General features: G+C 35.0%; 32 protein-coding genes. 27 read left to right on the forward strand and 5 right to left on the reverse strand.

The window, feature by feature from the left end:
- Positions 1–5: 5 nt before the first annotated feature.
- The 23 genes from rpsQ to C1T31_RS04575 all read left to right on the forward strand — a co-directional run bounded on the left by rpsQ (position 6) and on the right by C1T31_RS04575 (position 14358).
- On the forward strand, positions 6–263 hold the full coding sequence (rpsQ, locus tag C1T31_RS04465) for a 30S ribosomal protein S17 (RefSeq protein WP_040492188.1): 258 nt from the start codon (positions 6–8) through the stop codon (positions 261–263).
- A gap of 2 nt (positions 264–265) precedes the next feature.
- A complete protein-coding gene (gene rplN, locus C1T31_RS04470; protein ID WP_103051232.1) occupies positions 266–634 on the forward strand; it encodes a 50S ribosomal protein L14 in 369 nt (122 codons plus the stop codon).
- 11 nt (positions 635–645) lie between these two features.
- The gene (rplX, locus tag C1T31_RS04475; RefSeq protein ID WP_103051323.1) at positions 646–957 is read left to right on the forward strand and encodes a 50S ribosomal protein L24; all 312 of its coding nucleotides are present in this window, start codon (positions 646–648) and stop codon (positions 955–957) included.
- A gap of 2 nt (positions 958–959) precedes the next feature.
- Positions 960–1511, forward strand: coding sequence for a 50S ribosomal protein L5 (gene rplE, locus C1T31_RS04480; protein ID WP_103051233.1), 552 nt, complete (start codon positions 960–962; stop codon positions 1509–1511).
- Positions 1512–1514: 3 nt separating this feature from the next.
- Positions 1515–1784 (forward strand): 30S ribosomal protein S14, encoded by a 270-nt coding sequence (rpsN, locus tag C1T31_RS04485; RefSeq protein WP_103051234.1) that lies wholly within the window; start codon positions 1515–1517, stop codon positions 1782–1784.
- Between the two features lie 70 nt (positions 1785–1854).
- Positions 1855–2253: a 30S ribosomal protein S8 gene (rpsH, locus tag C1T31_RS04490; protein ID WP_103051235.1), complete on the forward strand. Its 399-nt coding sequence runs from the start codon at positions 1855–1857 to the stop codon at positions 2251–2253.
- An 18-nt stretch (positions 2254–2271) separates the two neighbouring features.
- Complete coding sequence (gene rplF / locus C1T31_RS04495; protein WP_103051236.1) at positions 2272–2814, forward strand: 50S ribosomal protein L6; 543 nt, start codon at positions 2272–2274, stop codon at positions 2812–2814.
- 10 nt (positions 2815–2824) lie between these two features.
- Positions 2825–3181: a 50S ribosomal protein L18 gene (gene rplR / locus C1T31_RS04500; RefSeq protein ID WP_103051237.1), complete on the forward strand. Its 357-nt coding sequence runs from the start codon at positions 2825–2827 to the stop codon at positions 3179–3181.
- A 6-nt stretch (positions 3182–3187) separates the two neighbouring features.
- A complete protein-coding gene (rpsE, locus tag C1T31_RS04505; RefSeq protein ID WP_103051238.1) occupies positions 3188–3712 on the forward strand; it encodes a 30S ribosomal protein S5 in 525 nt (174 codons plus the stop codon).
- Positions 3713–3723: 11 nt separating this feature from the next.
- The gene (gene rpmD / locus C1T31_RS04510; protein ID WP_103051239.1) at positions 3724–3906 is read left to right on the forward strand and encodes a 50S ribosomal protein L30; all 183 of its coding nucleotides are present in this window, start codon (positions 3724–3726) and stop codon (positions 3904–3906) included.
- 13 nt (positions 3907–3919) lie between these two features.
- Positions 3920–4372 (forward strand): 50S ribosomal protein L15, encoded by a 453-nt coding sequence (gene rplO, locus C1T31_RS04515; RefSeq protein ID WP_103051240.1) that lies wholly within the window; start codon positions 3920–3922, stop codon positions 4370–4372.
- Positions 4373–4387: 15 nt separating this feature from the next.
- Entirely contained in the window at positions 4388–5731 is a 1344-nt protein-coding gene (gene secY, locus C1T31_RS04520; protein WP_103051241.1) for a preprotein translocase subunit SecY, read from the forward strand.
- Positions 5732–5740: 9 nt separating this feature from the next.
- Positions 5741–5956, forward strand: a complete 216-nt coding sequence (gene infA, locus C1T31_RS04525) for a translation initiation factor IF-1 (protein WP_007094967.1) — start codon at positions 5741–5743, stop codon at positions 5954–5956.
- A 4-nt stretch (positions 5957–5960) separates the two neighbouring features.
- A complete protein-coding gene (gene ykgO / locus C1T31_RS04530) occupies positions 5961–6077 on the forward strand; it encodes a type B 50S ribosomal protein L36 (RefSeq protein WP_013305171.1) in 117 nt (38 codons plus the stop codon).
- A gap of 2 nt (positions 6078–6079) precedes the next feature.
- A complete protein-coding gene (gene rpsM, locus C1T31_RS04535) occupies positions 6080–6454 on the forward strand; it encodes a 30S ribosomal protein S13 (protein ID WP_103051242.1) in 375 nt (124 codons plus the stop codon).
- A 106-nt stretch (positions 6455–6560) separates the two neighbouring features.
- Complete coding sequence (gene rpsK / locus C1T31_RS04540) at positions 6561–6944, forward strand: 30S ribosomal protein S11 (RefSeq protein WP_103051243.1); 384 nt, start codon at positions 6561–6563, stop codon at positions 6942–6944.
- 98 nt (positions 6945–7042) lie between these two features.
- Positions 7043–7648, forward strand: coding sequence for a 30S ribosomal protein S4 (rpsD, locus tag C1T31_RS04545; protein ID WP_103051244.1), 606 nt, complete (start codon positions 7043–7045; stop codon positions 7646–7648).
- Positions 7649–7745: 97 nt separating this feature from the next.
- A complete protein-coding gene (locus C1T31_RS04550) occupies positions 7746–8738 on the forward strand; it encodes a DNA-directed RNA polymerase subunit alpha (RefSeq protein WP_103051245.1) in 993 nt (330 codons plus the stop codon).
- Positions 8739–8800: 62 nt separating this feature from the next.
- Positions 8801–9274 (forward strand): 50S ribosomal protein L17, encoded by a 474-nt coding sequence (gene rplQ / locus C1T31_RS04555; protein ID WP_103051246.1) that lies wholly within the window; start codon positions 8801–8803, stop codon positions 9272–9274.
- 86 nt (positions 9275–9360) lie between these two features.
- Complete coding sequence (gene carA, locus C1T31_RS04560) at positions 9361–10464, forward strand: glutamine-hydrolyzing carbamoyl-phosphate synthase small subunit (RefSeq protein WP_103051247.1); 1104 nt, start codon at positions 9361–9363, stop codon at positions 10462–10464.
- 155 nt (positions 10465–10619) lie between these two features.
- On the forward strand, positions 10620–11912 hold the full coding sequence (gene eno, locus C1T31_RS04565) for a phosphopyruvate hydratase (RefSeq protein ID WP_103051248.1): 1293 nt from the start codon (positions 10620–10622) through the stop codon (positions 11910–11912).
- A 184-nt stretch (positions 11913–12096) separates the two neighbouring features.
- Positions 12097–13383, forward strand: a complete 1287-nt coding sequence (locus C1T31_RS04570; RefSeq protein ID WP_103051249.1) for a citrate synthase — start codon at positions 12097–12099, stop codon at positions 13381–13383.
- Between the two features lie 60 nt (positions 13384–13443).
- Positions 13444–14358 carry a dimethylarginine dimethylaminohydrolase family protein gene (locus C1T31_RS04575; protein ID WP_103051250.1) on the forward strand — a complete coding sequence of 305 codons (915 nt, stop codon included), beginning with the start codon at positions 13444–13446 and terminating at the stop codon, positions 14356–14358.
- A 58-nt stretch (positions 14359–14416) separates the two neighbouring features.
- Here C1T31_RS04575 and C1T31_RS04580 read toward each other — a convergent pair whose 3' ends face one another.
- Positions 14417–14947 carry a YceI family protein gene (locus C1T31_RS04580; RefSeq protein WP_103051251.1) on the reverse strand — a complete coding sequence of 177 codons (531 nt, stop codon included), beginning with the start codon at positions 14945–14947 and terminating at the stop codon, positions 14417–14419.
- Between the two features lie 156 nt (positions 14948–15103).
- The gene (gene lysS / locus C1T31_RS04585) at positions 15104–16798 is read right to left on the reverse strand and encodes a lysine--tRNA ligase (RefSeq protein ID WP_103051252.1); all 1695 of its coding nucleotides are present in this window, start codon (positions 16796–16798) and stop codon (positions 15104–15106) included.
- 139 nt (positions 16799–16937) lie between these two features.
- Between lysS and C1T31_RS04590 the strand changes: the two genes are divergently transcribed.
- The 3 genes from C1T31_RS04590 to C1T31_RS04600 all read left to right on the forward strand — a co-directional run bounded on the left by C1T31_RS04590 (position 16938) and on the right by C1T31_RS04600 (position 19465).
- The gene (locus C1T31_RS04590; RefSeq protein WP_103051253.1) at positions 16938–17096 is read left to right on the forward strand and encodes a YqaE/Pmp3 family membrane protein; all 159 of its coding nucleotides are present in this window, start codon (positions 16938–16940) and stop codon (positions 17094–17096) included.
- Between the two features lie 29 nt (positions 17097–17125).
- Positions 17126–17842 carry a lipoyl(octanoyl) transferase LipB gene (gene lipB, locus C1T31_RS04595; protein WP_103051254.1) on the forward strand — a complete coding sequence of 239 codons (717 nt, stop codon included), beginning with the start codon at positions 17126–17128 and terminating at the stop codon, positions 17840–17842.
- A gap of 63 nt (positions 17843–17905) precedes the next feature.
- A complete protein-coding gene (locus C1T31_RS04600) occupies positions 17906–19465 on the forward strand; it encodes a T9SS type A sorting domain-containing protein (protein ID WP_103051255.1) in 1560 nt (519 codons plus the stop codon).
- 25 nt (positions 19466–19490) lie between these two features.
- Here C1T31_RS04600 and C1T31_RS04605 read toward each other — a convergent pair whose 3' ends face one another.
- From C1T31_RS04605 to C1T31_RS04615, 3 genes are all read right to left on the reverse strand, one after another.
- The gene (locus C1T31_RS04605; RefSeq protein WP_103051256.1) at positions 19491–20540 is read right to left on the reverse strand and encodes a nucleoid-associated protein; all 1050 of its coding nucleotides are present in this window, start codon (positions 20538–20540) and stop codon (positions 19491–19493) included.
- Positions 20541–20573: 33 nt separating this feature from the next.
- Complete coding sequence (locus tag C1T31_RS04610) at positions 20574–23009, reverse strand: NHL repeat-containing protein (protein WP_103051257.1); 2436 nt, start codon at positions 23007–23009, stop codon at positions 20574–20576.
- A gap of 65 nt (positions 23010–23074) precedes the next feature.
- Positions 23075–23674 (reverse strand): ribonuclease HII, encoded by a 600-nt coding sequence (locus C1T31_RS04615; protein ID WP_103051258.1) that lies wholly within the window; start codon positions 23672–23674, stop codon positions 23075–23077.
- 69 nt (positions 23675–23743) lie between these two features.
- Between C1T31_RS04615 and C1T31_RS04620 the strand changes: the two genes are divergently transcribed.
- Positions 23744–25720 (forward strand): putative porin, encoded by a 1977-nt coding sequence (locus C1T31_RS04620; protein WP_103051259.1) that lies wholly within the window; start codon positions 23744–23746, stop codon positions 25718–25720.
- The last annotated feature ends 413 nt before the right edge of the window (positions 25721–26133 follow it).

Consider the following 26133-nt stretch of genomic DNA (forward strand, 5'->3'; position numbering starts at 1 on the left):
GAAAGATGGAAACAAGAAATTTAAGAAAAGAACGTATAGGAATTGTTACTAGTAATAAGATGCAGAAATCTATTGTAGTTTCTGAAGTTAAGAAAGTAAAACATCCTATGTATGGAAAGTTCGTGTTAAAGACTAAAAAATATGTTGCGCACGACGAGACAAACGATTGTAACATTGGAGATACTGTAAAGATCATGGAAACAAGACCTATGAGTAAATCCAAATGTTGGAGATTAGTTGAAATAATTGAAAGAGCGAAGTAATTATGGTACAGACTGAATCAAGATTAAAAGTAGCTGATAACACCGGAGCGAAAGAGGTTTTAACCATTCGCGTATTAGGTGGAACCAAAAGAAGATACGCTTCTGTAGGAGACAAAATTGTTGTTTCTGTTAAAGATGCAACTCCTAATGGAAACATTAAAAAAGGAGCTGTATCTACCGCAGTTGTTGTACGTACTAGAAAAGAAGTAAGAAGACCAGATGGTTCTTACATTCGTTTTGACGACAATGCATGTGTATTATTGAACCCAACAGGTGAAATGAGAGGTACACGTGTATTTGGTCCTGTTGCTAGAGAACTTCGTGATAAACAATTCATGAAAATTGTATCATTGGCACCTGAAGTGCTTTAATGAAAAATAAAATGACAAAGCTTAAAATTAAATCAGGAGATACTGTAAAGGTAATAGCTGGAGATCACAAAGGATCAGAAGGTAAAGTACTTCAAGTATTAATAGATAAGAACAAGGCGATCGTTGAGGGCGTAAACTTGGTGAAGAAACACATGAAACCAAGTGCACAAAATCCTCAAGGAGGAATCGTTGAAAAGGAAGCAGCTATTCATATTTCTAACTTATCATTGATGACCTCTAAAGGAGAAGCAACACGAGTTGGATATAGAATGGAAGGCGATAAAAAAGTGAGATTTTCCAAAAAATCAAATGAAGTAATATAGTTATGGCGTATTTACCGAGACTTAAAGAAGAGTATAAAAGCAGAGTAATTGCAGCTCTTACAGACGAATTTGGTTATAGTAATGTAATGCAGGTACCTAAACTTCAAAAGATAGTATTATCTAAAGGAGTAGGTGCGGCCGTTGCTGATAAAAAGTTAATTGATCATGCTGTTGAAGAATTAACAACTATAACAGGACAAAAAGCTATAGCAACCATGTCTAAAAAAGACGTGGCATCTTTCAAGCTACGTAAAGGTATGCCAATTGGGGCAAAGGTTACGTTAAGAGGTGAAAGAATGTACGAATTTTTAGATCGTTTAATTACATCGGCCTTACCACGTGTAAGAGATTTTAACGGAATTAAAGCTACTGGATTTGACGGAAGAGGTAATTACAATTTAGGTATTACCGAGCAAATTATCTTCCCAGAAATTGATATTGATAAAGTCAATAAAATCTCTGGTATGGATATTACATTTGTAACTTCTGCAGCTACAGATAAAGAAGCAAAATCATTATTAACCGAATTAGGATTACCGTTTCAAAAGAATTAAGATATGGCTAAAGAATCAATGAAAGCCCGTGAGGTAAAAAGAGCAAAAATGGTAGCAAAGTATGCTGAAAAACGTAAAGCTTTAAAAGAAGCTGGCGATTATGAAGCATTACAAAAATTACCAAAAAATGCTTCTCCAGTTCGTATGCACAACCGTTGTAAACTTACAGGAAGACCAAAAGGGTATATGAGAACATTTGGTATTTCTCGTGTATTATTTAGAGAAATGGCTAACCAAGGGTTAATTCCAGGTGTTAAAAAAGCAAGTTGGTAAAAATTATTAATTGGTTTCAGGTTTAATTCCGATAGTCGTAATTAAAAACCGTTACCGCAAATTTATAACTATGTATACAGATCCAATAGCGGATTATTTAACAAGAATTAGAAACGCAGTGCGTGCTAATCACAGAGTGGTTGAGATTCCTGCATCTAATCTTAAAAAAGAAATCACTAAAATATTATTCGATCAAGGATATATTTTAAGTTACAAATTCGAAGATTCAGCTGTACAAGGGACTATTAAGATAGCTCTTAAGTACAACAAGGAAACTAAAGAACCTGTAATTAAGAAGATTCAAAGAATAAGTAAACCAGGTTTACGTAAGTACGCAAGTTCAAAAGATCTTCCAAGAATTCTTAACGGTCTTGGTATTGCAATCGTTTCTACCTCTCATGGTGTAATGACTGGAAAACAAGCTCAACAAGAAAATGTTGGAGGAGAAGTACTTTGTTACGTTTACTAATTAAAAAGACTATAAGACATGTCAAGAATAGGTAATAACCCAGTAGGAATTCCGGAAGGAGTTACAGTTGAAGTCAACGATAACATAGTTACTGTAAAAGGAAAATTAGGAGAATTAACTCAAGAATTTTCAAATGTATCTATCAAAGTTGAAGATGGAAATGTTTTAGTGGAGCGTTCTTCAGACAAAAAAGAAGACAAAGCAAAGCATGGTCTTTATAGAGCACTTCTATCTAATATGATTGAAGGTGTTTCTAAGGGATGGACAAAAGAATTAGAGTTAGTAGGTGTTGGATATAGAGCTACCAATCAAGGTCAAAAATTAGATTTGGCTTTAGGGTTCTCTCATAACATCATTATGGATTTAGCTCCAGAAGTTAAAGTGGAAACTGTAACTGAAAAAGGGAAAAATCCAATAGTAAAACTAACCTCTCACGATAAGCAATTGGTTGGACAGGTAGCGGCTAAAATTCGCGCGTTTAGAAAACCAGAGCCTTACAAAGGTAAAGGTGTGAAGTTTGTTGGTGAACAAATAAGAAGAAAAGCAGGTAAATCAGCTTAATAAGTAAGTTATGGCATTAACAAAGAACGAAAGACGATTAAGAATTAAGAACAGAGTTCGCAAGATAGTTTCAGGCACTGAAGCTAGACCAAGGTTATCTGTTTTTAGAAGTAATAAGGAAATATATGCTCAAATAGTTGATGACGTTACTGGTAAAACTATCAGTGCTGCATCTTCTAGAGACAAAGACATTAGTTCTGCAAAAGGTACAAAAATGGAAATTGCTGCATTAGTAGGAAAATCTGTTGCTGAAAAAGCCCTTAAAGCAGGTGTTGAAAAAATCTCTTTTGATAGAGGAGGTTATTTATATCACGGTAGAGTAAAATCATTAGCAGAAGGTGCTAGAGAAGCAGGACTTAAATTCTAAGAAATTATGTATCAGAAATACAAAAGCGCAGAACTAGTAAAGCCAAGTGGATTAGATCTTAAAGATCGTTTAGTTGGCGTACAAAGAGTAACAAAAGTAACCAAAGGTGGTAGAGCATTCGGATTTTCAGCAATAGTTGTTGTTGGTGATGAAGCTGGCGTCGTTGGTCACGGTTTAGGAAAGTCTAAAGATGTAGCGAGTGCAATTGCTAAAGCAGTTGAGGATGCTAAGAAAAATTTAGTACGTATCCCAATCGTAAAAGGAACGTTACCACACGAACAAAAAGGTAAGTATGGTGGAGCACGAGTAAACATCATCCCTGCAGCTCCTGGTACAGGGGTTATTGCTGGTGGTGCTGTGAGAACAGTATTGGAAGCAGTAGGTGTACACGATGTATTATCAAAATCTCAAGGTTCATCTAACCCACACAACGTAGTTAAGGCAACGTTTGATGCTTTATTACAATTAAGAGACGCAAGAACGATTGCTCGTGACAGAGGAATTTCTCTTGAAAAAGTGTTTAAAGGATAATAAGGAAAACGATGGCAAAGATTAAAGTAAAAAAAGTAAAGAGTGCAATCAATCGTACTAAAAGACAAAAGCTAACATTGGAAGCTTTAGGTCTTAAGAAGATTGGTCAAGTAGTAGAGCACGATGCCACACCAAATATCCTTGGTATGGTTGCTAAAGTTTCACATTTAGTTTCTGTTGAAGAAACAAAATAATATATACTGAAAAATGGATTTAAGTAATTTAAAACCTGCAGAAGGTTCAGTTAAAAGTCAAGGAAAACGAGTAGGTAGAGGACAAGGTTCTGGTAAAGGTGGTACTGCAACACGTGGTCACAAAGGTGCCAAGTCACGTTCTGGTTATTCTAAAAAGATTGGATTTGAAGGTGGACAAATGCCACTTCAAAGACGTGTTCCTAAGTTTGGCTTCACAAATATCAATCGTGTGGAATATCAAGGTGTTAATCTTGATACCCTACAACAATTGGTAGATGATAAGAAAATTAAAGATACTGTAGATTTAGATACATTAATGGCCTTTAAAGTTGTTGGCAAGAACGATCTTGTTAAGATTTTAGGTAGAGGTGAATTAAAATCAAAATTAACAGTAACAGCTCATAAGTTTACTGCTTCGGCTAAAGCTGCTATTGAAGCTGCCGGTGGAGAGGCTGTAACTTTATAATCCCGATATAAGCGCATGAAATTTAAAGAGACATTAAAAAATGTTTGGAAAATAGAAGAACTGAGAAACAGAATCGTTGTAACATTAGGTCTGTTATTGGTTTACCGTTTTGGTGCACAAGTAGTTTTACCTGGTATTGATGCTGCGCAATTAGAAGGATTACAAGGTAACACTGAAGATGGTTTATTAGGTTTATTAAATGCTTTTACAGGAGGTGCTTTTGCTAACGCTTCTGTTTTTGCATTGGGTATTATGCCTTATATCTCAGCTTCAATTGTTGTACAGTTAATGGGAATCGCTATTCCATATTTGCAAAAATTACAAAAAGAAGGTGCTAGTGGTCAAAAGAAAATCACGCAAATTACCAGATGGTTAACCATTGCTATTTGTTTGGTTCAGGCTCCTGGTTATTTGGCTAGTTTGCCAACGTTAGGTATTCCTGCGTCAGCATTCTTGCTAGGTCAAGGAACATTATTTTATTTCTCTTCTGTAATTATCCTAGTAACAGGGTGTATTTTCGCTATGTGGTTAGGAGAGAAAATTACAGATAAAGGAATTGGAAATGGTATTTCATTATTGATTATGGTGGGTATCATTGCGACATTGCCAAAGAACTTCTTGTTGAATGCTTCTTCTAGATTGGAGAGCAACAGCGTGATGTTAATTCTTTTTGAATTGGTAATCTGGTTGTTAATCATATTAGCTTCAGTTATGTTAGTCATGGCTGTTAGAAAGATTGCTGTTCAATATGCAAGACGTACGGCTTCAGGAGGTTTTGAAAAGAATGTTTTTGGATCAAGACAATACATTCCTTTAAAGTTGAATGCTTCTGGTGTAATGCCAATCATTTTTGCTCAAGCCATTATGTTTGTTCCAACGTTAATTGGTGGTTCTTCTTTCTTAAAAGAAACAGCAGTTGGGCAGTGGATGCAAACTAATTTTGCAGATATATTTGGATTTTGGTACAATTTAGTTTTTGCTTTATTGATTATTGTATTTACATATTTCTATACGGCAATTACAGTACCTACTAACAAAATGGCAGATGATTTAAAGAGAAGCGGTGGATTTATTCCAGGTATTCGTCCTGGAACTGAAACATCAGAATATCTTGACAAGATCATGTCTCAAATAACATTACCAGGTTCTATATTCTTGGCTTTAATAGCTGTGTTCCCAGCATTTATTGTAAAGTTAATGAATGTACAATCAGGATGGGCCTTATTTTTTGGTGGAACATCACTATTAATTATGGTCGGAGTTGCAATTGACACTATGCAGCAGGTAAACTCTTACTTGTTGAATAGACACTATGACGGCTTGATGAAAACAGGTAAAAATAGAAAAGCAGTAGCTTAATATCATACTATGGCAAAACAAGCAGCAATAGAACAAGACGGAACAATTATAGAAGCATTATCAAATGCTATGTTTCGTGTTGAATTAGAAAATGGTCACATTGTGACAGCACACATTTCTGGTAAGATGCGTATGCACTACATTAAGTTGTTACCAGGGGATAAAGTAAAATTGGAAATGAGTCCTTACGATTTAACGAAGGCTCGAATAACTTATAGATACTAATACGATGAAAGTAAGAGCATCAGTAAAAAAAAGAAGCGCAGACTGTAAAATAGTTCGCAGAAAAGGTAGACTTTACGTCATTAACAAAAAGAATCCTAGATTCAAACAAAGACAAGGATAATTATGGCAAGAATTGCAGGTGTAGACATACCAAAAAACAAAAGAGGAGTTATCTCGCTAACTTATATCTATGGAATAGGTAAAAGTAGAGCAAAAGAAATTTTAGCCACTGCTAAAGTTGATGAAAGTACAAAAGTTCAAGACTGGACAGACGACGAAATTGGAAACATTCGTGAGGCTGTGGGATCTTTTACTATTGAAGGTGAATTACGTTCTGAAACACAATTGAACATTAAACGATTAATGGATATTGGATGTTATAGAGGTATTCGTCACAGAGCTGGTCTTCCATTAAGAGGACAGCGTACAAAAAACAACTCTAGAACTAGAAAAGGTAGAAGAAAAACAGTTGCTAACAAGAAAATGGCAACTAAATAATAAACAGACGATAGTCATTAGCGTTTAGAAGTTAGATGAATCTGTTTGAAATAGCAATGTTTAGGATTCTAACAACTAAAAACTAACAACTAGAACATTAAAAAATATGGCAAAGTCAAGTACAAAAAAACGTAAAGTAGTAGTAGATGCTATTGGTGAAGCACACGTAACAGCTTCATTCAACAACATTATCATTTCTCTTACAAACAAAAAAGGGGATGTTATTGCATGGTCATCTGCTGGTAAAATGGGATTCCGTGGATCTAAAAAGAATACACCTTATGCTGCTCAATTAGCTGCTGAAGATGCTGCTGGAGTAGCTCAAGAAGCTGGATTGAAAAAAGTAAAGGTTTATGTTAAAGGTCCTGGTAATGGTAGAGAATCTGCTATCCGTTCTATTCACAATGCTGGTATTGAAGTAACTGAAATTATTGATGTTACTCCATTACCACACAATGGATGTAGACCTCCAAAACGTAGAAGAGTTTAATTATTAATAAATAACAAGTATCACGAGAGATCAACGATTATCGAAGGATAAGATTAAGACCTTAATTCATAATCACTCTCATAATTTAATTTTTTAAAATGGCAAGATATACTGGTCCTAAAACTAAAATAGCTCGTAAGTTTGGCGAAGCTATCTATGGAGAAGACAAATCTTTTGAGAAAAGAAACTACCCTCCAGGTCAACATGGTGCTAATAAGCGTCGTGGTAAAAAATCTGAATATGCTATCCAATTAATGGAGAAGCAAAAAGCTAAATATACCTATGGTATTTTAGAGCGTCAGTTCAGAAACATGTTCAAAAAAGCAACTGCAGCTCCTGGAATTACAGGTGAGGTTTTATTACAATTGTGTGAGTCACGTTTAGATAACGTGGTTTTCAGAATGGGTATGGCACCTTCAAGAAGCGGAGCTAGACAATTAGTTTCTCACAGACACATTACCGTAAATGGTGAGTTGGTAAACATTCCATCATACCAATTAAAAGCTGGTGATGTTGTAGCAGTTAGAGAAAAATCAAAATCATTGGAGTCAATTGCTAATTCATTAGCAAACTCAAACCACATTTATGAGTGGATTACTTGGAATAATGATAAAAAAGAAGGAACCTATGTATCGGTTCCAGCTAGAATCCAAATTCCAGAAAATATCAACGAGCAATTCATCGTCGAATTGTATTCTAAATAATAATTTAAAAACATTGGTATTTAGCCAAAGGGTTTATTCGTACTTCTTCAAACTTATAGACCGCGCAACTAAATAACAATTAAAACGAAGAAATAATATGGCAGTATTTAGTTTTCAAAAACCCGACAAAGTAATCATGATTGATTCAACTGACTTTGAAGGGAAATTCGAGTTCAGACCTTTAGAACCAGGTTATGGTTTAACAGTTGGAAATGCATTACGAAGAGTGTTATTATCATCTCTTGAAGGATTTGCAATCACATCCGTTAGAATTGAAGGTGTTGATCACGAATTCTCTACAATAGCAGGTGTTGTGGAAGATGTTACTGAAATCATTTTGAATTTAAAACAAATCCGTTTTAAAAGACAAATTGATGATGTTGATAACGAATCCGTTTCAATTTCAATTTCAGGACAAGAACAAATTACAGCGGGCGATTTCCAAAAATTCATTTCAGGATTCCAAGTATTAAATTCAGAATTAGTAATCTGTAATTTAGATCCTAAAGTGAACATCAACATGGAAATCACTATTGAAAAAGGTAGAGGATATGTTCCTGCAGAAGAAAACAAAAAAGCTTCTGCACCAATTGGAACAATCTTTACTGATTCAATCTACACACCAATCAAAAATGTGAAATATAGCATTGAGAATTACCGTGTAGAGCAAAAGACAGATTACGAAAAATTAGTTTTCGAAATTATTACAGATGGTTCAATCAACCCACAAGATGCGTTGACTGAAGCCGCTAAAACATTAATTCACCACTTCATGTTATTCTCTGATGAGCGTATTACATTAGAAGCTGATGAAATTGCACAAACTGAAACTTATGATGAAGAATCACTTCACATGAGACAGTTGTTGAAAACCAAATTGGTTGATATGGACTTGTCTGTTCGTGCATTAAACTGTTTAAAAGCAGCTGAAGTTGATACGTTAGGTGATTTAGTATCATTCAACAAAAACGATTTAATGAAGTTCCGTAACTTCGGTAAGAAATCTTTAACAGAACTAGAAGAACTAGTAAATGTGAAAGGATTGAATTTCGGAATGGACTTATCAAAATACAAATTAGATAAAGATTAATTAATCATATTTTGCTCCCACGTTACAGCGTGGTCTGGTAGCAAGATGATAAAACAAAGGTCATGAGACACGGAAAAAAAGTAAACCATTTAGGTAGAAAAACAGCTCACAGAAAGTCCATGTTGGCTAATATGGCTTGTTCATTAATTGAGCACAAACGTATTAACACAACTGTAGCTAAAGCAAAAGCTTTAAAACAATTTGTTGAGCCATTAGTAACCAAATCTAAAGAAGACACTACTCACAACAGACGTATTGTTATGTCTCGCTTAAGACAAAAGGAAGCTGTTGCTGAATTATTCAGGGAAGTGGCTCCTAAAGTTGGTGACAGACCAGGTGGTTATACAAGAATTATCAAGTTAGGAAACCGTTTGGGTGATAACGCGGATATGGCAATGATAGAGTTAGTTGACTACAACGAACTATACAATGCAGGTAAAGCGAAGAAGAAAACAACACGTAGAAGTAGAAGAGGTGGTTCTAAACCGGCTGCAGCTGCTCCAGTGGAAACTCAAGCAACCAACGAAGAAGAATAAATGTTAATAAGCATTTAAAATAAAAAGGATAATCTATTTTAGGTTATCCTTTTTTTTATGCAATTTTGCAAAACCTTTTTTTAGAAATGAAATACAACAAACGAGACAAAGCCATTGTTCTACTAGCAGACGGAACAATATTTCACGGTAAATCAATTGGTAAAAAAGGAACTGCTTTCGGCGAAGTATGTTTCAATACCGGAACAACAGGTTATCAAGAAATTTTCACAGATCCTTCTTACTTCGGACAACTCATGGTAACCACCAATGCACACATTGGGAACTATGGAACCCATGAAGACGAAATGGAATCCGATTCCATAAAAATTTCGGGTCTGATTTGTAAAAATTTTAGTTTCAATTATTCCAGACCATCTGGAGAGGGAAATCTGGAAGATTTTTTTGAAAAATATAATGTGTTAGCCATATCTGATGTCGATACCAGAGCTTTGGTAGCGTATATTAGAGATAATGGTGCTATGAATGCGGTTATCACTACAGAAGTAGATAAAATAGAAGAGCTTAAAAAGCAATTAGCAAAAGTGCCTAATATGGAAGGCCTGGAATTGGCTTCTAAAGTTTCAACCAAAGAACCTTACTTCTATGGTAATGAAAACGCCAAATATAAGATTGCAGCTTTGGACATTGGGGTGAAGAAAAATATTTTACGCAATCTGGCCAAACGCGATGCATATATTAAGGTATTTCCATACAATGCCAAGTTTGAAGAGTTGGAAGCATTTAAACCAGACGGCTACTTTTTGTCAAATGGTCCTGGTGATCCAGAACCTTTGGTGGAAGCCCAATCGGTTGCCAAAGAAATTATTAATAGAAATTTACCATTGTTTGGTATTTGTTTAGGTCATCAGGTTATTGCCTTGGCCAATGGAATTTCAACCTACAAAATGCATCATGGACACAGAGGCATCAACCATCCGGTTAAAAACATGCTAACAGGAAAAGGAGAAATCACTTCCCAAAACCATGGTTTTGCCATCAATCGTGAGGAAACTGAAAAGCATCCAGATGTGGAGATTACCCATGTACACCTAAATGACCATACAGTAGCAGGTATTCGAATGAAATCCAAAAACTGCTTCTCGGTGCAATACCACCCGGAAGCCAGTCCTGGACCACATGATTCCTCCTATCTGTTTGATCAGTTTATAGAGAATATTCAAAAAACCTAGTTTAAAAACCTCAAAGAATCCTAAAATTCCTTGAGGTTTTTTTAATACGAAAACATTATCGTAAAAAATTAATGTAATACTCCAATTGAAAAGACCGTTTCGTAGGAGTATTTTGTAAATTTGTAACATTAACTAAATATTCAAAAAACTTTCCAATGAGCATTATAATTGACATTCATGCCAGACAAATTTTAGATTCACGTGGTAACCCAACTGTTGAAGTAGACGTCATTACCGAAAATGGAATTATGGGACGCGCTGCTGTACCTTCAGGAGCATCAACAGGAGAACACGAAGCTGTAGAATTACGCGATGGTGGTTCAGCCTTTATGGGAAAAGGAGTCACCAAAGCCGTTAAGAATGTTAATACCATCATTGCACAGGAATTATTGGGTGTTTCTGTTTTTGAACAAAACATGATTGACCAAACGATGATTGAATTGGATGGCACAGCTAATAAATCGAAATTAGGAGCCAATGCTATTTTGGGTGTGTCTTTGGCAGCAGCCAAAGCCGCGGCTAACGAATTAGGTTTACCGCTTTACCGCTATGTTGGTGGTGTATCTGCCAATACCTTACCAGTCCCAATGATGAACATCATCAATGGAGGCTCACATTCTGATGCGCCTATTGCCTTTCAGGAATTTATGATTATGCCTGTAAAGGCCAAAAACTTCACCCATGCCATGCAAATGGGAACCGAGATTTTCCACAATCTGAAAAAAGTATTGCATGATAGAGGATTGAGTACCGCCGTAGGTGATGAAGGTGGTTTCGCGCCTAATCTGGAAGGTGGTACAGAAGATGCCTTGGATACCATAGAAAAAGCTGTTGCTAAAGCAGGTTATAAATTAGGTGATGATGTTATGATTGCGTTAGATTGTGCTTCGGCGGAATTCTATATTGATGGTAAATACGATTACACCAAATTTGAAGGCGATAAAGGTCAGGTAAGAACCAGTCAGGAGCAAGCAGATTATTTAGCACAATTGTGTGAAAAATATCCGATAATCTCCATTGAAGATGGTATGGATGAAAACGATTGGGAAGGTTGGAAATACCTAACTGATAAAGTAGGCGACAAAGTCCAGTTGGTTGGTGACGATTTATTTGTAACCAACGTTGAAAGACTCTCTCGTGGTATTGAAAATGGCATTGCCAATTCTATTTTAATTAAAGTAAACCAGATAGGAACCTTAACCGAAACCATTGCTGCTGTAAATATGGCACATAATGCTGGTTATACCTCTGTGATGTCTCACCGTTCTGGGGAAACAGAGGACAATACCATAGCCGATTTAGCTGTTGCACTAAACACAGGTCAAATTAAAACGGGCTCGGCATCTCGTAGCGACCGTATGGCAAAATACAACCAGTTATTGCGTATAGAAGAGGAACTGGCTCATATGGCCTATTACCCGCAAGAAAAGGCATTTAAAGTGAAATAATAAATGAATTCTTACATATTTAAAAGCGATTATTTTATTAATAATCGCTTTTTGTTTTATATATCAATTTTAGCAATAGTAAAATTGATAAATCCTCTTTGATATCCTTTATATATCGTGAGATATTTCGTATTTTCGTAAGGTCAAATTCGACACCTTAACATCAAATATTTATAGATCAACTATGTCAGATAAAGCTACAATAGAAGTTAACGGCCAAAAATACGATTTTCCGCTTGTAAAAGGGACTGAAAATGAAGTTGCCATTGATATTAAATCATTACGTGGTGCCACCAATGGTGTGGTCACTATTGATCCGGGTTATAAAAATACGGGATCTTGTACCAGCGCCATTACTTTTTTAGATGGTGAGAAAGGAATTTTGAGGTACCGTGGTTATGCTATTGAAGAACTAGCTGAAAAAGCTGACTTTTTAGAAGTAGCTTACTTGTTGATATTTGGTGAATTGCCAACGCAAGAGCAATTGGATAAATTTCATGCTGATATAAAAAGCCATTCAATTGTAGACGATGATGTACGTAAGATTGTAGATGCTTTTCCAAAGTCGGCGCATCCTATGGGTGTTTTAGCCTCATTGACTAGTGCGTTAACGGCTTTTAATCCATCTTCTGTGAACGTGAATTCCGAAGAGGATATGTACAAGGCTATTGTACGTATTATGGGTAAATTCCCTGTGTTAGTAGCTTGGACATTACGCAAAAAGCATGGTTTACCATTAGATTATGGTGATAAAAATTTAGGCTATGTTCAGAACGTTTTAAAAATGATGTTTAAGCAACCTAATGAAGATTATGTTCTAGATCCAGTCGTAGTTGATGCGCTAGATAAATTGTTAATCCTTCATGCCGACCATGAGCAAAACTGTTCAACATCTACTGTAAGAATCGTAGGTTCTTCTCATGCTGGATTATTTGCTTCATTGTCTTCTGGTATTTCAGCACTATGGGGACCATTACATGGTGGTGCGAATCAGGCGGTTTTGGAAATGTTGGAAGCTATTAAGGAAGATGGAGGTGACACCAAAAAATATATGGCCAAAGCCAAGGATAAGGATGATCCATTCCGTTTAATGGGATTTGGTCACCGTGTTTATAAAAACTTTGATCCACGTGCCAGAATAATCAAAAAATCAGCTGACGAGGTTTTAGGAAACCTTGGAATTGAAGATCCTATTTTAGATATTGCCAAAGGTTTGGAAAAAGAAGCACTTGAAGATTCTTATTTCGTGGATAGAAAATTATATCCAAATGTCGATTTCTACTCTGGAATCATTTACCGTGCTATGGGAATCCCAACCGATATGTTTACCGTGATGTTTGCTCTTGGACGCTTACCAGGATGGATTGCACAATGGCGTGAAATGCGTTTAAACAACGAGCCCATTGGAAGACCAAGACAAATTTATATTGGAGAAACCTTAAGACCATTTAAGACTATCAATCAGCGATAGTATTAATAAAATCATATGTAAGCTTCATAGTTTCTATGGAGCTTTTTTTATATTTACAACATGTTGAAACTAAACGTCAAAAACGAAACCTCCAGATTACGTGCAGTTGTTTTGGGTACTGCCGTAAGTAATGGTCCAACTCCAACCGTAGAAGAAGCCTACGACCCAAAATCCTTGGAACATATTAAGGCTGGAACTTATCCGGTTGAAGCCGATATGGTCAAAGAAATGGAAGCTGTGGCTGAAGTTTTTAAGAAATATGATGTTGAGGTGTTTCGTCCTGAATTGATTGCTGATTGTAACCAAATTTTTGCGCGTGATATTGCTTTTGTTATTGATGATATTTTTGTGAAAGCGAATATACTGCCCAATAGAGAAGAAGAATTAGATGCTATTCAATACGTTATTGATAAGATAGATGCCAGTAAAGTAATAAGACCACCTGAAGAAGTTCATATTGAAGGTGGTGATGTGATGCTTTGGAATGATCATATCTTTATTGGTACTTACAAAGGCAGTGATTATAAGAGTTATATCACAGCCAGAACTAACATGGAAGGAGTACAATGGGTTAAGGACCATTTTCCAAATAAAACCGTTAAGGAATTCGATTTGGTAAAATCCAAATTGGAGCCACGGGATAATGCGCTTCATTTAGATTGCTGTTTTCAACCTGTAGGTATTAACAAAGGCATTATTTACAAAAGTGGTTTTAGAGAGGAAAGCGATTATATGTATTTGGTAGATTTGTTTGGAAAGGATAATTTATTTCACATAACCCGTGAGGAAATGTACCACATGAACAGTAACGTGTTCTCCATAGCAGAAGATGTCGTTATTTCTGAACGAAACTTTACTCGATTGAATACGTGGTTACGAGACAACGGCTTTACAGTTGAAGAAGTCCCTTATGCCGAAATTGCCAAGCAGGAAGGGCTCTTGCGTTGTTCAACCTTACCTTTGATTCGGGATTAATTATAATTGTCAATTCGAGTATGACAACATTTCTTGTTGTCATGTATCGAGAATAAGATTACTCGACTTTACAAGTAATAGTTACTTCAGCAGTTTCACCAACGCGAAATGTGCCAAAGTCTTCCCCTATGTTATAGTCAAACCGATTGATTTCTAATGCACCTTTAAACGTATTGTTTTTAAATGTAAACGGAATGGTCACAGTTTTGGTGACACCGTGAATAGTCATGTCGCCGGTTGTTTGATAGCCATCACTGGTTTTGGAAACTGAAGCCGATTTGAAACAAATGGTTGGGTATTTGTCAACATCAAAAAAATCTGCAGAATGTAAATGGGTATCGCGCTTTTCGTTTTTGGTATTTAAGGTTTTGGATTCAATACAAATGTCAAATTTAGAACTGGATACATCCGATTCGTTAAAATCGAATTTCCCTTGCATACCTGTAAATGTTCCTTTGACAGTAAAAATACCACCTCCAGATATTTTAAAGTCCACAACTGATTTATTTGAGTCAATGGTTTGCGCTTGGCTAACATAAGTTGTAGCCAATAAAAAGCAAACCAATAATGCATTTTTTATAATTTTCATAACGTCAAGTTTTTAGTGTTAATGAATACGTTGCAAAAACGATTCCATTTCTTTAAAAATAAAAAAAAGGAACTACATTTTTGCAGTTCCCTTTGAATTTATTTGGATTCCTACCAGAGTTTATCTTGAGCGATAGTACAAAGGCAGGAATGACAATTATATTGCTTCAACCATTAAGCCATCGTCGGTTTTTTCAACTTTGGCTACCTTGTTTTTGGTTAGGTCTTTTATAGCTTTATCCCATTTTTTATTGCTTAAACCAGATTGTCCTTTTAAATCATTTAAATCTATTTTTTCAACCTTGTTCAATATTTCTAAAACCGCTTTAGCATCTTCGCTAATGGCCAATGGTTTTTTCTCTGGTTTCATTTGCGGGAAGAACAATACTTCCTGTATCGATTGGTTGTTGGTTAAAAACATGACTAATCGATCCATGCCAATTCCCATTCCAGAAGTAGGAGGCATACCATATTCTAATGCGCGTAAGAAATCATAATCGATAAACTCGGTAGCTTCATCATCACCTTTAGCAGCCAATTTAAGCTGGTGTTCAAAACGCTCACGTTGATCAATAGGGTCGTTTAATTCAGAATAGGCATTGGCAATTTCCTTACCACAAACCATTAACTCGAAACGCTCGGTCAATTCAGGATTGTCACGATGCTCTTTGCACAGTGGACTCATTTCTTTTGGGTAGTCTGTAATGAAGGTTGGTTGGATGTAATTGCCCTCACATTTTTCTCCAAAAATCTCGTCAATCAGTTTGCCTTTGCCCATTGTATCATCAACTTCAATATTCATATCTTTTGCTGCCTGACGTATTTCGGCTTCTGTTTTACCAGTAATGTCAAATCCTGTAAAATGTTTGATGGAATCAGCCATGGTTACACGAGCATAAGGTGCCTTGAAATCAATTTCATGCTTTCCAAAGGTTGCTTTAGTTGTTCCGTTCACTGCTATGGCACAATATTCTAACAATTGCTCACAGAAATCCATCATCCAATTGTAATCCTTGTAGGCTACATAAATTTCCATAGCCGTAAACTCGGGATTATGGGTTCGGTCCATACCTTCATTTCGGAAGTTTTTAGAAAACTCATAAACGCCATCAAAACCACCAACAATCAATCGCTTTAAATATAATTCGTTGGCAATTCGCATATATAATGGAATATCTAACGAATTGTGATGGGTTATAAACGGTCTTGCTGCGGCACCACCAGGAATAGGTTGTAAAATAGGTGTTTCAACTTCAAAATACCCAGCTTTGTTAAAAAACTCGCGCATAGCATTGAATAATTTGGTGCGCTTCACAAATACCTCTTTTACATGTGGATTGACCACTAAATCGGCATAACGTTGTCTGTAACGCTGTTCCGGATCGGTAAAGGCATCGTGTATATTGCCATCGGCGTCAACACGTGGTTGTGGTAGCGGTCTTAAGGCTTTGCTTAAAATGGTAAAGCTTTTTACCATGACTGTTTTTTCACCAACTTGTGTTGTAAATAGTTCGCCTTCAACACCAATGAAGTCACCAATGTCCAACAGTTTTTTGTAAATAGTATTATATTGGGTTTTGTCCTCACCTGGACAAATTTCATCACGATTAAAATACACTTGAATGCGACCTTCACTATCCTGCAATTCAGCAAAACTGGCATTTCCTTGGATACGACGTGACATCAATCTACCAGCAATAACCACTTTTTTTCCTTCTTTAAAATTTTGTTTCACCTGTTTGGAGGTTTCTTCAACAGGAAACAAATCTGCAGGATACGGGTTAATACCTAATTCACGAAGTTTAGAGAGTTTGTCTCTACGAACCAATTCTTGTTCTGATAATTGTGACATTGAAAATCTATTGTGTAATTTGAAGGCACAAAGATAATTACTATTCATTAGGATTTCAATTTATTATATTGAAATTAACTTGTAACAAATGCCTCAATATGTTGTCTAATGAGTATAATCATCAATTAAAATCAATCAAATGAGTTTTTGGAGAGTATTATTGTCCATTTTATGTCCGCCTTTAGCCGTATTGGATAAAGGTTGCGGCTCTATTCTAATCGTTTTTTTATTATGGCTCTGTGGCTGGGTCCCTGGTGTTATAGCCGCATTGGTTATTTTGAATAACCCAAACTCCTAATACCTAAAATAATTGTAATTTTGTAGTCTATGAATAAGATAATAGACATACAAGAATTAGGTTTAAAGGAATACAAAGAGGCTTGGGAATATCAGGAATCCTTGTTTCAAGGTATTGTTGATACCAAAATTAAGAATAGACGTGAGGATACCGATTTAGAAACACCCAACTATTTCCTATTTGTTGAGCATCCTCATGTCTATACTTTGGGAAAAAGTGGTGATATGTCCAATCTGTTGGTTGATGAAAAACAATTAGCCGAAAAAGGGGCTTCTTTCTACAAAGTCAATAGAGGTGGCGACATTACCTATCATGGTCCTGGACAAATAGTGGGTTATCCTATTTTAGATTTGGACAATTTTTTTACTGATATTCATAAATACTTACGGCTTTTGGAAGAAATGATTATTCTGACCTTGGCTGAATACGGTTTAAAAGCCGAACGTAGCCCAGGTGAAACAGGTGTTTGGTTAGATGTGGGCACACCATTTGCCAGAAAAATTTGCGCTATGGGTGTTAGAGCCAGTCGTTGGGTAACGATGCATGGTTTCGCTTTAAACGTGAATGCCGATCTAGGCTATTTTGATAATATGATTCCTTGTGGTATTCGTGGAAAGGCCGTTACTTCATTGAATGTTGAGTTGGGAGTTAAGAAAGTGCCTATGGATGAGGTGAAATCCAAATTGTTGAAGCATTTTGCCTATTTGTTTGAGGCTGAATTACAACCTCAAGAAGAAAAAGTTTGATTTTTCACGCAACCTTTTGGCTATAATTGTATCTTTAAGATATAAAGCTAATCAATTACGCTCATGAAAAATCGCTACATCTCAATTATTCTATTATTATTCTCAATCAATTTTTATTCTCAAAACACTTATCAATATACGGTTGAATCTATACCCTATCAAGAGTTTCAGGAACAAGATATTATACAATACAATGGAGATGACTATTACTCCGATATTATTAGTTTACCATTTCCCTTTGATTTTTACGGATTACCAAATCAATTGGAATTGGTAGTTGGTACCAATGCGGATATCGTGTTTGATAGCTCATTGGCTAATACTTACGATCCTTGGCCAATTGTAAATGAAGTACCATCACCCAATCTGCCTAAACCCGCTATATTTGGGCCTTATCATGATTTGAATAATGCTGACCCAACATCCGAAGGTGCTGTTTATTATGGTGTCTCTGGAGAAAGCCCAAACAGACGATTTTATATCTTTTATGAGGATATAATTCAATATGCGTGTAGTCCTTTGATTTCGACATCTCAAGTAGTTTTGCATGAGACTACGGGTATAATAGATGTATTGATTAAAAGTAAGCCACTATGTTTAACTTGGAATTCTGGACGAGCAATTTTGGGTATTCAAAACCAAACTGGAATTCAGGGTCTTACTGCGCCTAATCGAAATGGTTTTGATGTTTGGGAAACTAATAATGAAGGGTGGCGTTTTAAGCCAACCAGCAATTTCAATGTGGTCATCTGTGATGTAGATAATAACAATGGTGAATTGTTCAATATTGATGATTATAAAACGCGGGTTTTAGGGTTGTTTAATTTAGATGCTTCAGAAAATACCGTTGATATTTTAGATGCTTCTGATGATAGTGTTTCAGGCGATGTTACTATAAGTTCTGGGAATAATAATTTTACCATAGTTATAAATCCAAGTACAGATAATGCACAATTTGATTTAACAGTCAGTTTTACCAACTGTGATAACGATGATGAAAATGATGGTATTCCTAATGATATGGAGGATGCCAATGGCAATGGTGATTTAAGCGATGATGATACTGATGGTGATGGTATTCCAAATTATCAGGACGATGACGATGATGGTGATACAGTCATTTCAGAATATGAAATTGTTTTTGGCGGCAGAAGTTCGGATAACAGAGTCAATCCACCAACATTTTTAGATACCGATAATGATGGTATTCCAAACCATTTGGATATGGATGATGATGGCGATGGTGTTATTACTTTAGATGAAGATTATAATGGAAATGGTGACCCAACTGATGATGATGTCAACGGTAATGGTGTGCCAGACTATTTAGATGCTGCTCAATTAAGTGTTGATGACATTAGTGTAAACACCAATTTGTTTTCTGTCTATCCTAATCCAGTAGATTCTAAACTTACAATTGAATTTGATTCGCATCTTCAATTTCCATCCAATTCAATGGAATTTAAAATTTACGATATACAAGGTCGACAAGTTATGCATTTGACAGAAGGACTTATAGGTAACAAAGCGCAAATTGATGTTGCGAGTCTGCAAACAGGATATTATTTATTGGTGGTTAAAAGTGACAACTTTTTAAAAGCTAAAAAGTTTATTAAGAACTAAATTTCGCATGACATTGGTTTAGAATCTAACCTTCTGCATTAAAAAACACTTTGTAAAAATGCATTTTTTTGGTTTCATCGTAACCACGTTCCAAATACTCACTTGAGGCTTCAGGTGCATCAATATCCAGTTTTATTTGAATGTTGGTATCTAGTTTGATTTCGGTTTTTATTTTTTTCTTTTCCTTATTAACGACTAAATCAGATACATCAAATTGATTCCTGATAACTAAATCCTTTTCACTCTCAAAGGTCTTTTTGTAATCGTCAAACAGGATTTTGTGTTTATCCTCCACAAAAATATCGTCCTTGAATTCTTCAACCTTTATGATTTCATGCTCTTTAAAAAAATCAATGGTTTTGGCTAAAAACGTATTTTGCTCCTGATTGCCATAGGAAATTTTTAAAATGTCTTCCGAAAAATCTTTGCACAGTTCCAAGTATTGCTGGGTATGGCTATTAGCATCATCGGCAAATTTGATATTTAAAAAGTGATTGGTCCAATATTGTGCATCGTAATTGTTGTTATCGGCACTCAAAACAATACGCCCTTCGGTATCACTTTGGTTTAATATTAAACAGCCTTTATCTACTTTCTTACTATTAATACCTTTTTGAACCAATACATCATAACTATTGTTTTCTAAATAAGTTTGAAAGAAATTTACCTTGTTCTCAATTTTGAAGATGCCAAGCGCGTTAGTGGTTATTTCATTGAATTCGATGCCTTCAAAAAGAACAACCAAAACATCACCTGTTTTGATTTGTGCCGAATTGGACTGCTCAAATAAATGTTTGACAATGTGTTTGGAATTTTCAATGAAATCGTCCTCGTTCGTAAATATTTGGGAACTGTAAGTGTTGATTTCGTTGAGTGTTATGTCCGCATGATGATTAAACCGATAGCTTTGAACCACACTTCCAAATGGTCTTAATAAAAAAGGTAGCATGAGTTCGTAGCTGGCCTCATCAAAATGGACTTCTTTTTCAGAAAATGCATTTTTAGTATTGTTGAACTTATTGCCCACTTTGTGAATAATACATTTTGAAATGGAGGCATTGGTGCGCTTAATCATAATTGATTTAAAGTATATCGATTAAAATGGTGATTAGTTAATTTGATAAATAAGAATGGTGTTACTTTCTCCTTTGGTAACAAATTCTAAATTTCGGTCCTTGTCTATGTTGTTCATATCAATTTCTGAAGTTCCATAAACAGGGAAATTGGAAAGCAGCTTGGCATTGCTGTCAAACAGAAAAACTTTTTGTGTTTGTTTATCAGTGACGGTCACATAAATTTTATCGTTTAAATAAAATATGTTGGGTTCGCTATAATCACCATAATCCAGTTCATAGGTATTTTGCTTGATGCGTAATTTATTTTCTGATAAGGCTACTAATGTTTTAGACGTTGTTACAAAATCATGTTTTTCAAATAAGCCTAAATTTTGGGAAGCCGTGTTACCGTTTTGATCAATGGTTATCAACTCGCCACTGGAAGTTGTTGTGGCAAAATTATCATTGTATAGATAAACTCCTTCGCCTGAAAAATTAAAATTGCTTTTAGGTGTTACACGGGTTTTTCCAGTTCTATCCAAAATGTATAATTTGGTTGCCGTTTGGAATAATAGGTAATCTTTTCTTCCAATTCTAATGTGTTGAGGTTGATGGATAATATCGTCATCGGCTTTTGAAAAAGTAAATCCTTTTACGGTTTTGCCTTTGGCATCAAGCATCAGAACGTCCTGGTCTTGGGTAACCAATAAACGATATTTTTTGTTGTTATCGTAATCGAATACAGACAAGGGTTGTGTAATCTTGTCATTAAATTTGAGCGGGAAAGGCGCTACATCTTTGCCATTTCTATCTAATACATAAACACGGTTTGGTGTGGCAAATGTTAATTGCAATCGACCGTTTTTATACATGTCTATTTGCTCAATTTGGCCTAAAATGGGTCCTTGAAGCTGTTTCCTCCAAAGAATCTTGCCACTATTAGAAATAAGGTATAAGTTGTTTTGAATATCTTGAACTACTATATCCTTTTCTTGGGTTAGATGATTGGTTACCAATTGCGGACTGTTCAACAAATCAGCGTCTAAAGCAATACTGTTTGACTCTGAAATAGAATTTTCATAAATAGGTGATTTGGCTTTTTGAACACTGGCATTCACATGTGCAAAATGCGAATCATAAATAAACTGAATTCCAGACGATTGATAATCATTTAACTTGAGATTAATGCTGTCACCTAAATTTCTATTGATAATAGGTTCCAGAGCATTTGAGCTAACAACACTCAATAATGAAGATTCGTCACTAAATTTTTCTTTTAACAACGCGTAATGTTTTCTTGAATCATAGGTTGTTTGATTTTTATAACTCGCAATAATGTTGTGAAGACATTCAACACTATTGGAAAAAATGATAAAATTGTCAAGAATACAATACTTGTCAGCCGTTTGAAAATCAATAAATGGTTTAAAGGTATCATAAAATAAAGTAGGCTTGCTAAAACCTAAAATATCAACATCACGAAATGTTTCAATAATATCTTGATCGTTTAACAAGGCATCTCTGGTTATGTATACATCTAGTGAGTTTAATATAACAGCTTGTTGACCAGTGTCATAAACAGTGCCCACTTCAATAATATTGTCAAAAAGTAGGGAATAGTCCAAAACAGAATCTAGCTTTTGAATGGTCACTAAATTTTTATGGAAAACATTAAAATCATTAAAGGTGATGCTTAAAAAACCATCACTGCTTGCAGGTGTAATGTGGGCTAATCTATTTTCTTGAGGAATGGTATTTTTGAAGGCGTCAATGAGTTTTTGGGTTGAATCAGCTGAACGCGTGACACCGTTTAAGGTGAGTTCATTCTGATTGACATCAACATCTACAAATAAATAATCGGTTAATTCACTGGTTGCTAATTGTTCATTGACAAAAAACGATTTAATGGAATTATCATACTTTTTGTTAATTAGGATAGCTAATTGATTTTCCGATCCGGATGACTCCACTAACGACTCCAATGTATGGTCTATTTTCTTGCCTTTAATGCTTTTGTCTAATAGCTCTTTGCTAGTAGCACCAATAAAAATACTGTCTATAACTGTATGAAATAATTGAAGCGAGTCAACGGTGCTTTTGGTAATGGTTTTAGATTGATACTTTAATGTTTCTATACTATGATTTGGTAGGGAATCAATATCAAATAGGCCTTCTTTTAATTTAGTAATTAAGGAATACTCTAAACGATTATCTGCATTCTTGAATATGGAGATATATAAATCATCCTCTGTATTAAAGTGTTTAATAAGGGCTAACTGGTTGGAAAAATCAGCCACATTTTTTGATGCTTCCAGTTTGTTTAATAAATCGTTGTTGTTGAGGTTACTATGTAAGCTGGCAATATTTTTGGTCTTTAAGATTATAGCTGCTTCATGGCTCAAATAATCAATGACATTTGATTTTTTTTCTGAAGTTTCACATCCAAAAATTACCGCAATTAGCAGGGCAAAAAGACAACTTTTTTTCATTAAGAGGGAATTTTTACAAACCTACATAAATAATTAATGGCTTTAAAATGTGTCTGTCGAAAATATTACAAATCCAATTTCAATTGTTCCGGTAGTAATCTAAATGATTTGCGATGATATTTAGTGATACCATATTTTTTAATTGCTTCACGATGTTCCTTGGTAGGGTAGCCTTTGTTTTGTTTCCAGTTGTACATGGGGAATTCTTCATGTATAGCTTCCATATAAGCATCTCTATGGGTTTTGGCTAAAATAGATGCAGCAGCAATACTAAAGTACTTACTGTCTCCCTTGATAATGGTTTCAAATGGAACTTGTTTGAATGGTTTAAACTTATTTCCATCGACAATAATATACTCTGGCTGTGTTTCTAATTTGTCAATGGAACGGTGCATGGCTAAAATGGAAGCATTCAAGATGTTAATCTTATCAATTTCATCGGGAAATACATGGGTGAAATAATAAGAAAGGGCTTCGTCTTCAATTACAGGTCTTAATAGGTTGCGTTTGGTTTCAGAAAGTTTTTTGGAATCATTTAAGTATTTGTTGTTGAAGTTTTTTGGCAGAATAACAGCTGCTGCGGTAACAGGACCAGCTAGGCAGCCTCTTCCTGCCTCATCAGTACCACATTCAAACTGAAATCCTGAATAATTTGACTTTAGCATTTAAATAATTCTTAATATAATGGCGTTATTGCAAAATGTACATACATTTGCAAGGTCGAAAAATTTTTTATGTCAAAAATAGTTTTAGCATTTTTTTTAATTTTTGGAATTTATAGTGGTTTCGCTCAAAAGCCAGGATATATTGAAAAAGAGAATAACTCCAATAATCAAGGCTTTAGACTTAACGATTCCTTGAGTAATGGATCTACTGAAAGCACTAGTAACAAAAACATTAAAAATTTAGATGCCAAAATTGAGATGTATGCAATCATTTCGCATCTTAAAGACACGACCTATGTTGATACAACGTTAACTATCCAAAAGGAATATAAGTTCAATTACCTGCGCCGTGATAATTTTGAGTTGTTACCCTTTTCTAACGTCGGGCAAACTTATAATTCGTTGAGCTATAATTATGCTAATAATAGTATCATGCCATTATTTGGTGCTAGGGCTAGACACTTTAATTATATGGAGATTGAAGATATTCATTACTATCATGTTCCAACTCCGCTTACTGAATTATATTATAAAACTGCCTTTGAGCAAGGGCAACAGGTCGATGCATTTTTTACTGTCAACACTTCAGAACAATTTAATTTTTCTGTTGCTTACAAAGGCTTGCGATCGCTTGGTAAGTATCAGCATATATTGACTAGTACTGGTAATTTTAGATTCACATCAAGTTTTAAAACCAAAAACAAAAGATATTTTGCAAATGCACATATAGTCATGCAGGACTTGTTGAATGAAGAAAATGGCGGATTGCAGGATGATAATATTCAATATTTTGAATCTGGTAATCCTGAATTTAGGGATAGAGCCGTTTTAGCTGTGAATTTTGAAGATGCAGAAAATTTATTGAAAGGTAAACGATTTCATTTGGATCATTATTACTATATCATCAAACCCAAAGATTCTATATCAAGAAATTCACTGTCAGTTAATCATGTAATATCTTTTGAGGACAAATATTTTGAATACAATCAAACAAGAGCAAATGAATATTTTGGAGATGCTTTTCAATCAAGGGATTTAAGAGATCGTGTGACACTTGAAAACTTCTACAACCGGCTAGGTGTTAGTTATAATAACAGTATGTTAGGAGAGTTGCAATTGGGTGTTGAGCATAACAATTATAATTATGGATATGATAAAGTTGTTGTCATAAACAATCAAAACATTACCAATCGATTAAAAGGCGATATTATATCAATTGGAGGCAGATATCAAAAGGCAATAAATAAGTTTAGCTTATTTGGAGAAGCAGGATTAAATGTGTCAGGCGATTTTGAGGGTAATTTTTTTACTGGTAGGGCATCATATAGTTTAAACGAAAATAATAGGATAGAAGCTCAAATAAATCATAACGCCACAGCTCCAAATTATAATTATTTGTTGTATCAAAGTGTTTATAAGAATTACAATTGGCAAAATAATTTCAATAATATTGAAACGCAACAAATCAGCTTTAATTTAGATACTAAATGGTTCGGGAATCTATCATTGAATTATACCACTATTAATGATTATGTATATTTCAAAAAAGATGGTGTTGATGATTTAATAAAACCTTTTCAGACAGATCAAACTATCAATTACTTAAAACTCAAATGGGAAAAAGGATTTAACTTTTTAAGAAAATTCACTTTGTATAATACGGTCATGTATCAAAATGTTCAGGATAATAATAAGGTGTTTAATCTTCCCGAACTGACTACAAGAAATACATTATATTATTCTAATCACTTTTTTAAAAGAGCGCTATTCCTGCAAACAGGCGTGACGTTTAGTTATTTCTCAAAATACTATATGAATGCTTATGATCCTTTAATGGCAGAATTCTATGTTCAAACAGATCGTGAGTATGGCGCTTTTCCGCGTTTTGACTTTTTTGTGAATGCAAAAATTCAGCAGATACGTATTTATTTGAAAGCTGAACATTTCAATTCAGCTTGGACAGGTTACGATTTTTACTCAGCGCCAAATTATCCTTATCGAGATTTTACGGTACGATTTGGTGTTGTTTGGAATTTCTTTCTATAGTTTTAAGAAACATTTTTTCACGCAACCATCTGATAATAAAGGCGTCCGTTATGGGTCTAAAAAAATTATCAAAAAAAGTTTGTTTGGGAAAGGAAAAGGGTTTTATATTTGCGCCCTCGTTCGGGGCACTGCTGTGCTGGAGGGCGTGGAAGTTCTTGGGGATTTATTGGGTTTTTTGTGGGGGTTGAAAAAATATTTCAATTTTTTTTCAAAAAACATTGTGGGTAAAAAAAAGAGTAATTATATTTGCACCCGCTTAAGAGATAAACGCCTTAAGGGATAAAAGAAAAGTTCATAGACATATTGAATTGACAGCGTAGGAAAATGTTTGGAAACGGACATTTTCAACAAAGAGAATAGGCCATTTTGAGTACCAAGGAGAAGGAAGAACAATTCTGTTAGTTGTTAAATAA

The sequence above is a fragment of the Hanstruepera neustonica genome, assembly GCF_002895005.1.
Lineage (GTDB): Bacteria > Bacteroidota > Bacteroidia > Flavobacteriales > Flavobacteriaceae > Hanstruepera > Hanstruepera neustonica.

Coding starts and splice junctions, on each gene's coding strand:
- rpsQ (WP_040492188.1), top strand. CDS start 6: ATGGAAACAAGAAATTTAAGAAAAGAACGTATAGGAATTGTTACTAGT.
- rplN (WP_103051232.1), top strand. CDS start 266: ATGGTACAGACTGAATCAAGATTAAAAGTAGCTGATAACACCGGAGCG.
- rplX (WP_103051323.1), top strand. CDS start 646: ATGACAAAGCTTAAAATTAAATCAGGAGATACTGTAAAGGTAATAGCT.
- rplE (WP_103051233.1), top strand. CDS start 960: ATGGCGTATTTACCGAGACTTAAAGAAGAGTATAAAAGCAGAGTAATT.
- rpsN (WP_103051234.1), top strand. CDS start 1,515: ATGGCTAAAGAATCAATGAAAGCCCGTGAGGTAAAAAGAGCAAAAATG.
- rpsH (WP_103051235.1), top strand. CDS start 1,855: ATGTATACAGATCCAATAGCGGATTATTTAACAAGAATTAGAAACGCA.
- rplF (WP_103051236.1), top strand. CDS start 2,272: ATGTCAAGAATAGGTAATAACCCAGTAGGAATTCCGGAAGGAGTTACA.
- rplR (WP_103051237.1), top strand. CDS start 2,825: ATGGCATTAACAAAGAACGAAAGACGATTAAGAATTAAGAACAGAGTT.
- rpsE (WP_103051238.1), top strand. CDS start 3,188: ATGTATCAGAAATACAAAAGCGCAGAACTAGTAAAGCCAAGTGGATTA.
- rpmD (WP_103051239.1), top strand. CDS start 3,724: ATGGCAAAGATTAAAGTAAAAAAAGTAAAGAGTGCAATCAATCGTACT.
- rplO (WP_103051240.1), top strand. CDS start 3,920: ATGGATTTAAGTAATTTAAAACCTGCAGAAGGTTCAGTTAAAAGTCAA.
- secY (WP_103051241.1), top strand. CDS start 4,388: ATGAAATTTAAAGAGACATTAAAAAATGTTTGGAAAATAGAAGAACTG.
- infA (WP_007094967.1), top strand. CDS start 5,741: ATGGCAAAACAAGCAGCAATAGAACAAGACGGAACAATTATAGAAGCA.
- ykgO (WP_013305171.1), top strand. CDS start 5,961: ATGAAAGTAAGAGCATCAGTAAAAAAAAGAAGCGCAGACTGTAAAATA.
- rpsM (WP_103051242.1), top strand. CDS start 6,080: ATGGCAAGAATTGCAGGTGTAGACATACCAAAAAACAAAAGAGGAGTT.
- rpsK (WP_103051243.1), top strand. CDS start 6,561: ATGGCAAAGTCAAGTACAAAAAAACGTAAAGTAGTAGTAGATGCTATT.
- rpsD (WP_103051244.1), top strand. CDS start 7,043: ATGGCAAGATATACTGGTCCTAAAACTAAAATAGCTCGTAAGTTTGGC.
- C1T31_RS04550 (WP_103051245.1), top strand. CDS start 7,746: ATGGCAGTATTTAGTTTTCAAAAACCCGACAAAGTAATCATGATTGAT.
- rplQ (WP_103051246.1), top strand. CDS start 8,801: ATGAGACACGGAAAAAAAGTAAACCATTTAGGTAGAAAAACAGCTCAC.
- carA (WP_103051247.1), top strand. CDS start 9,361: ATGAAATACAACAAACGAGACAAAGCCATTGTTCTACTAGCAGACGGA.
- eno (WP_103051248.1), top strand. CDS start 10,620: ATGAGCATTATAATTGACATTCATGCCAGACAAATTTTAGATTCACGT.
- C1T31_RS04570 (WP_103051249.1), top strand. CDS start 12,097: ATGTCAGATAAAGCTACAATAGAAGTTAACGGCCAAAAATACGATTTT.
- C1T31_RS04575 (WP_103051250.1), top strand. CDS start 13,444: ATGTTGAAACTAAACGTCAAAAACGAAACCTCCAGATTACGTGCAGTT.
- C1T31_RS04580 (WP_103051251.1), bottom strand. CDS start 14,947: ATGAAAATTATAAAAAATGCATTATTGGTTTGCTTTTTATTGGCTACA.
- lysS (WP_103051252.1), bottom strand. CDS start 16,798: ATGTCACAATTATCAGAACAAGAATTGGTTCGTAGAGACAAACTCTCT.
- C1T31_RS04590 (WP_103051253.1), top strand. CDS start 16,938: ATGAGTTTTTGGAGAGTATTATTGTCCATTTTATGTCCGCCTTTAGCC.
- lipB (WP_103051254.1), top strand. CDS start 17,126: ATGAATAAGATAATAGACATACAAGAATTAGGTTTAAAGGAATACAAA.
- C1T31_RS04600 (WP_103051255.1), top strand. CDS start 17,906: ATGAAAAATCGCTACATCTCAATTATTCTATTATTATTCTCAATCAAT.
- C1T31_RS04605 (WP_103051256.1), bottom strand. CDS start 20,540: ATGATTAAGCGCACCAATGCCTCCATTTCAAAATGTATTATTCACAAA.
- C1T31_RS04610 (WP_103051257.1), bottom strand. CDS start 23,009: ATGAAAAAAAGTTGTCTTTTTGCCCTGCTAATTGCGGTAATTTTTGGA.
- C1T31_RS04615 (WP_103051258.1), bottom strand. CDS start 23,674: ATGCTAAAGTCAAATTATTCAGGATTTCAGTTTGAATGTGGTACTGAT.
- C1T31_RS04620 (WP_103051259.1), top strand. CDS start 23,744: ATGTCAAAAATAGTTTTAGCATTTTTTTTAATTTTTGGAATTTATAGT.